The organism is Aliagarivorans taiwanensis DSM 22990 (assembly GCF_000429505.1).
Lineage (GTDB): Bacteria > Pseudomonadota > Gammaproteobacteria > Enterobacterales > Celerinatantimonadaceae > Aliagarivorans > Aliagarivorans taiwanensis.
Genome location: NZ_AUBZ01000028.1, coordinates 61,920 through 68,217, shown reverse-complemented (window position 1 = coordinate 68,217; position 6,298 = coordinate 61,920). Strand labels below are relative to the sequence as shown.

Below are 6,298 nucleotides of genomic sequence, written 5' to 3'. Positions count from 1 at the left end.
CTCCTTTGGTCCGAAGACATTATGCGGTATTAGCAGTCGTTTCCAACTGTTGTCCCCCACGTAAAGGCATATTCCCAAGCATTACTCACCCGTCCGCCGCTCGACGCCCAATAACGCACCCGAAGGATTGTTAGTGTCGTTTCCGCTCGACTTGCATGTGTTAAGCCTGCCGCCAGCGTTCAATCTGAGCCATGATCAAACTCTTCAAATAAAAGTTGTTTGCTCAAATAAATCACTGAATTAACGTTGTGTTCACTCAGGATAATTTGAAGCGAATTTTTTTGTCGCTTCACATCTCGTGAGTGCCCACACAGATTGCTTGATAACTTGTTAAAGAACATTGCTCGTTAAGAGCAGCTTCGTTGCCGAAGCAGGATGCGTATAATACGCTTCCGATTTGGATTGTCAAGCGTCTTTTTGAGAAACTTTTCAAACCTAAGAAGCTATCTAATTCAGCCTCTTAACTCACTTGGCTTAGCGAAGCGCTTTGCCCTGTCAGCGGAGGTGCATTATAGGGATCGCATTTGTGAGCGCAAGCCTTTTTTCGGATCTTTTTTTCGTTTGCTCAAAGATCCACCAAAGGGCGTTTTTGAGCATTCGCGCAAGCTACAAATGGCCACTATAGTTTTAGTCTTGTTCACTTGCCCTAGACCCCGTTCGGCCGCCCGGGGCGCTTTACTTACATAGGGATTGGGATAACATAGCCGCCCTTTTTTGTCTGTGGAGTCTTAGCTGAATGTCATTTTCTGTTGGTCAGCGTTGGATCAGTGATGCCGAGTCCGAGTTGGGCTTGGGTGCTGTAGTCGCAGTAGAAGGAAGAATGGTAACCCTGTTTTTCCCCGCTGCTGATGAGAACCGTTATTATGCCGCCGATGAGGCGCCGGTTACCCGGGTGATGTTTAACGTTGGCGATGAGATAGCAAGTAGCGAAGACTGGAAGATGGTCGTCAGCTCGGTGGAAGAGCATGAAGGCCTGATTACCTACCATGGCAAGCGTGTTGATACAGAAGAAGAGGTTGCCTTAAAAGAGCTGTTCCTTAACCACTTCCTTAAGTTCAACAAACCGCAAGACCGACTATTCGCCGGTCAAGTCGATCGCTTCGACAGCTTTGTTACCCGCCTTAATACCCTGGAGCAGCGTCTCGGCTATCAACAGTCAAAGCTGCGCGGCATGCTGGGAGGCCGAGTTAGCTTGATTCCCCATCAGCTATATATAGCTAACGAAGTGGGCCAACGTATCGCTCCGCGGGTACTACTCTCCGATGAAGTGGGCTTGGGTAAAACCATTGAAGCCGGGATGATCATCCACCAACAACTTAGCCTTGGTTTAGCCAAGCGAGTACTAATTGTGGTGCCCGACGCCCTGCAGTACCAATGGCTCATCGAGATGCTGCGCCGCTTTAACCTGCATTTTAGTATCTTCGATGAAGAGCGCTGTATTGAGGCTTATTCAGAATCAGACAATCCCTTTGATACCGAGCAACTAGTACTGTGCAGTCTGAACTTTATCCGCAAGAGCAAAAGACGCTTCGAGCAGATCGTCGATTCAGACTGGGATTTATTAGTCGTCGATGAAGCCCATCACCTACAGTGGGACGAAGATAAGCCAAGTCGTGAGTATCAGGTTATCGAAGCACTGGCTCAACAAACCGCTGGGGTACTGCTACTTACCGCCACCCCAGACCAGCTAGGCCACCAAAGCCACTTTGCCCGTTTACGTTTGCTCGACCCAGATCGCTTCTATGACTACCAAGCCTTCTTGGAAGAAGAGAAGAACTACCAGCCAGTCGCCGAAGCCGCTCAAGCTCTGCTCAACGAACAGGCGCTCAGCACTGAACACGCAAACCTGCTTACTGAGCTACTGTCAGAAAACGATATTGAGCCCCAGCTAGCACTAATTAACGACAACGCCAGTAGCTATGAGCAGCAGCAAGATGCACGTGAAGAATTATTGCGCCACCTAGTTGACCGCCACGGTACCGGCCGAGTGCTATTTCGTAATACCCGAAGTGCGATTCAAGGCTTCCCGCAACGTCACCTAAACGCCTACCCGATGAGCCTGCCAGAGCAATACCAAACTGCGCTGCGGGTAAATAAGATGATGGGCCAATCCAGCCCGCAAGCGCTGCTGTTCCCGGAAGAGCTGTACCAGCAGTTTGCCGGGGACGGACAGAACGATATCAGTTGGGGTAACCACGACCCGCGTATCGAGTGGCTAATCGGCTTTTTGCAGGCGCACAAAAACCACAAGGTACTGCTGATCTGCGCCAAGGCCGACACAGCGAATGCGATTGAAGAGATAGTGCGACTGCGTGAAGGCATCCGCGCCACCGTATTTAACGAACATATGTCGATTCTAGAGCGAGACAAGGCCGCAGCCTACTTTGCCCAAGAAGATGCTGGTGCTCAACTGTTAATCTGCTCGGAGATCGGCTCTGAGGGTCGCAACTTCCAGTTCGCTCAACACCTGGTGTTATTCGATCTACCGACGAACCCAGACCTACTAGAGCAGCGGATTGGTCGCCTTGACCGCATCGGTCAGCAGAACGATATCCAGATCCACGTACCTTACTTGCAACAAACGCCACAAGAGCAACTGCTGCGTTGGTATCACGAGGGCATGAATGCCTTCGAGCAAACCTGTGCCACCGGTAACCAGCTGTTTGGTGAGTTCCAAGAACGTTTGCTGGGCGTGCTAGGCAACGACGAAGGCGAGGAGCTGGAATCGCTAATTAAGGACACTAACGAGCGCCACCTCGAGCTGAAGCAAAAGCTAGATACCGGACGCGACCGCCTACTCGAGATCAACTCTGGTGGCGGCACACGCGGCCAAGAACTGGCTGAGCAACTGGCTGAAACCGATGGCGATCATCGCTTCGTGACCTTTAGCCTGAAACTGTTCGATACCGTAGGGATTAATCAAGAGGACAAGGGCGAGAATGCGCTTATCCTCAAGCCCCACGAACGTATGCTGGTACCAAGCCTGCCCGGGCTACCGGAAGACGGCATCAGTATCACCTACGACCGCGACACCGCATTAAGCCGTGACGACCTGCAGTTTATGAGCTGGGAGCACCCTCTCATTGCAGCGTGTATCGATACCATCATCAGCTCGGATCACGGCACCACCTCGGTCGCACTATTGAAAAACCGTGCGCTAGAAGTGGGTAGCGTGTTCGTTGAGGCCATCTTTGTTGCAGAGGCTAGCGCGCCGAGTCACTACCAGCTTGAACGCTACCTACCCGCTACGCCGATCCGTGTACTGTTGGATAAAAATGGCAATGAGCTGAGCGACAAGGTGTCGTTCGATCAGTTCAATGCGCAGCTATCTCCGGTAAACCGCCACCTTGCGGCAAAACTGGTGGGCGCTTCGCAGACCATCGTACACCCACTGATCGCGAAAGCGACCTCGACGGCAGCGGCGCAAAGCGAGCAGCTAATTAGCGAGGGCGAGCAGTGCCTGAAATCGGAGCTAAACCAAGAAATTGATCGCTTGGAGGCACTGCGCGCGATTAACCCAACTATCCGTCAAGACGAGCTAGACGGCTTGCGCGAGCAGCGCGAAGGCGGCCTAGCCCACTTGGCCAAGGCTCAGGTCAAGTTGGACTCGCTTCGTGTTATCCTCGTGTCTCACAACTAAGTGAGCTGCTTTAGTTAACTAATCAGATAAAGGGCTGCTGTTTGGCAGCCCTCGTTTTTTGGAAAGCTTGTTAGAAAATGTCAGATTTTGTCTATGCCCCACCGATGGAGCCCTATTTCTCCATTGTTCACCAAGATGACGACATCATTGTGTTCGATAAAGCTGCTGGCCTGCTGTCTGTGCCGGGGCGACTTTTGGAACACCGCGATAGCTTGTGGTCACGCGCCCAGCGGGTATGGCCGAGCTTAACCGTGGTACATCGCTTAGATATGGCAACCTCAGGGCTGATCCTGATGGCCATCACCCGCAGAGCTCAAAGCTCGTTAGGACGACAATTTCAGCAGCGCCAAACCCAAAAGACCTATCTGGCAGAAGTGTGGGGAGCTCCCACTGAAGAGCAGGGTAAGGTCGAGCTACCGCTGCGCTGTGACTGGCCAAACCGCCCCAAGCAAATCGTCGACTTTGAGCAAGGAAAAAGCGCGCTCACCCATTACCGCTTACTGGAAGCACGCCCGCAAACCTCGCTGATGGAACTAAAGCCGGTCACAGGCCGCTCTCATCAATTGCGCGTGCACATGCAGCAGCTGGGTTGCGTCATTGTAGGCGATGGCTTATACGCCGAAGGCGCTGCACTGGAGTATGGCCAGCGCTTGCACCTGCACGCCACAGAGTTAGGTTTTTATCATCCAGTCACTGAAGATTGGGTGCAGTTCTCCAGTTCGGCCCCGTTTTAAGCACCGCAGCCACTAAACTGATCAATTCAGCCCTTTTTATTAAAGCCTTGGCCTACCAGGGCGATAATAAGTACATGATTGGTTTAGTTGCGGCGTCGGTGAATACTTCCTCTGCTCGATACATCAGCTTGATTGCTATGGGCCTTAGCGCAGTGCTAAGTGCCTTGCTCAGCCCATCAGCCTTAGCCAACCCCAACCTACTGGATGACTATCAACGCTATGCCGACAGCGGCGAAGTGCGGATACTCGGTATCGAAGACACGCCATTTCTAAGCGTTTGGCATAGCGAGCAAACCCCTTTTAAGCACGGCACCGCCTGGCTCTATCCCGACTGGGGGGAAGGCCCTAGCTCATCACAGGTGATTAAGCAGCTACGCGAGCGCTTACCGGCACTTGGCTGGGAGAGCGTAGCGATGCAGCTGCCTTCCCTGCCCGGCCCGGCGTTCACTATCGACGAAGAAGAGCCCTTAACCGCCCTGTTTGACCAACTGACACAGCGCAGCGAGCAGGCATTCGAGTCTCGCGAGCAAGCCTTTGGTTTTGAGCTAGTGATTGCCCAAGGCATGACCGCCTCGTGGTTGGTCGATTACTACTCACAGCATTCGCAAGCCCTGCCCGACGGCTTAGTGCTCCTTGATGCCTACGCCGAGGGGCGCGAGCAAGCTCAGCAACTGGCTGAGAAATCCAGCCTGCTGACTATTCCAGTACTTGATATCGTCACTTCAGGTTATCACCCGTGGAGCGAGCAGAGTGCTGAGCTTCGGCGCATCGCCAATTACAAACGGCAGAAGATCAACTATCGCCAAACCCGCTTGATTGCCCCACTGCACGGCGTTGAACAATACGAAACATCGCAACTGATTTACGGCTGGCTCTCGCATTTGGGCTGGCAATAAGCTTCAATACCTGCAATACCCGCACGGCACAAGCATCAGCATGAAGATCGTTTTTTTGGACCGCCAAACCTTGGCGCCACATATCCAACTCCGCCCACTAAGCGGCGAGCATCACTGGCAAAACTACAACAGCACGTTGCCAGAACAAGTACTAGAACGCTTAAGCGATTGCGATATCGCCGTGGTGAACAAGGTTCAGCTAACGGCTGCCCTGTTAAAGCAACTGCCCAAGCTGAAGCTTATCGCGGTGGCTGCCACCGGCACCAATAATGTGGACCTTGCCGCCGCACAAGCGCTGGGCATCAAGGTCTGCAATATTCGCGACTACGCCGCCCAGACTATCGCCGAACATGTGATGGCGCTTATCTACGCGCTGCAGCGCTCCATCAGGCCCTATCATCAATCCATCGCGAACGGGCGCTGGCAAGCTGCTCAGCAGTTTTGCTACTTCGACTACCCGATTGAAAACGTCCGAGGGAAAACCCTAGCACTGGTTGGCTACGGCAACCTCGGACAACATGTGGCGAGCTTGGCCAAAGCCAACGGCCTGCACGTTATTGTCAGTGAACGACCAAACGCGCCAGCAAGAGAAGGACGGGTCGAATTCAAACAGGCGCTGAATCAGGCAGATATAGTAAGCCTGCACTGCCCGTTAACCCCACAGACTCTAGGGATGATTGGCGCGGCTGAGCTAGATATGATGAAACCCAGCGCCATGCTAATTAACACTGCCCGAGGAGGCATTGTTGACGAACAGGCGCTACTGACAGCCTTGCGCAATAAACAGATTGCAGGCGCGGCCAGCGATGTGTTTGCTAATGAGCCGCCCAAGGCGGATGACCCGGTGATGCAGTTGGTTACACTCGATAACTTTATCGCCACTCCACACGTGGCTTGGGCTGCCACCGAGAACATGCAGGCCTTAGCGGATCAGTTGGTTGAGAATGTCGAAGCCTTTATCGCCGGCGGCCTTAACAACGAAGTGCTCCCCGGCTAACACTTCCGGCGAACACTTTCGGTTAAAAAGA

The 6,298-nt window shown here is 53.0% G+C and carries 4 protein-coding genes and 1 rRNA gene; 4 read left to right on the top strand and 1 reads right to left on the bottom strand.

The genetic code is table 11. The annotated features are described in order from the left end of the window. A 16S ribosomal RNA gene (locus G462_RS0114100) occupies positions 1–211 on the bottom strand; the annotation flags it as partial. 525 nt (positions 212–736) lie between these two features. Between G462_RS0114100 and rapA the strand changes: the two genes are divergently transcribed. The 4 genes from rapA (at position 737) to G462_RS0114080 (ending at position 6,267) form a co-directional block, all read left to right on the top strand. Further along, positions 737–3,640, top strand: a complete 2,904-nt coding sequence (gene rapA / locus G462_RS0114095) for an RNA polymerase-associated protein RapA (RefSeq protein WP_026959567.1) — start codon at positions 737–739, stop codon at positions 3,638–3,640. A 77-nt stretch (positions 3,641–3,717) separates the two neighbouring features. Continuing rightward, positions 3,718–4,374 carry a pseudouridine synthase gene (locus G462_RS0114090; RefSeq protein ID WP_026959566.1) on the top strand — a complete coding sequence of 219 codons (657 nt, stop codon included), beginning with the start codon at positions 3,718–3,720 and terminating at the stop codon, positions 4,372–4,374. Between the two features lie 74 nt (positions 4,375–4,448). Then, positions 4,449–5,270 (top strand): DUF3530 family protein, encoded by an 822-nt coding sequence (locus G462_RS0114085; RefSeq protein WP_157378626.1) that lies wholly within the window; start codon positions 4,449–4,451, stop codon positions 5,268–5,270. 40 nt (positions 5,271–5,310) lie between these two features. Continuing rightward, a complete protein-coding gene (locus tag G462_RS0114080; protein ID WP_026959564.1) occupies positions 5,311–6,267 on the top strand; it encodes a D-2-hydroxyacid dehydrogenase in 957 nt (318 codons plus the stop codon). Positions 6,268–6,298: the final 31 nt, after the last annotated feature.

Excerpts from the sequence above, each read along its gene's own strand:
- rapA (WP_026959567.1), top strand. The coding sequence starts at position 737 with ATGTCATTTTCTGTTGGTCAGCGTTGGATCAGTGATGCCGAGTCCGAG.
- G462_RS0114090 (WP_026959566.1), top strand. The coding sequence starts at position 3,718 with ATGTCAGATTTTGTCTATGCCCCACCGATGGAGCCCTATTTCTCCATT.
- G462_RS0114085 (WP_157378626.1), top strand. The coding sequence starts at position 4,449 with ATGATTGGTTTAGTTGCGGCGTCGGTGAATACTTCCTCTGCTCGATAC.
- G462_RS0114080 (WP_026959564.1), top strand. The coding sequence starts at position 5,311 with ATGAAGATCGTTTTTTTGGACCGCCAAACCTTGGCGCCACATATCCAA.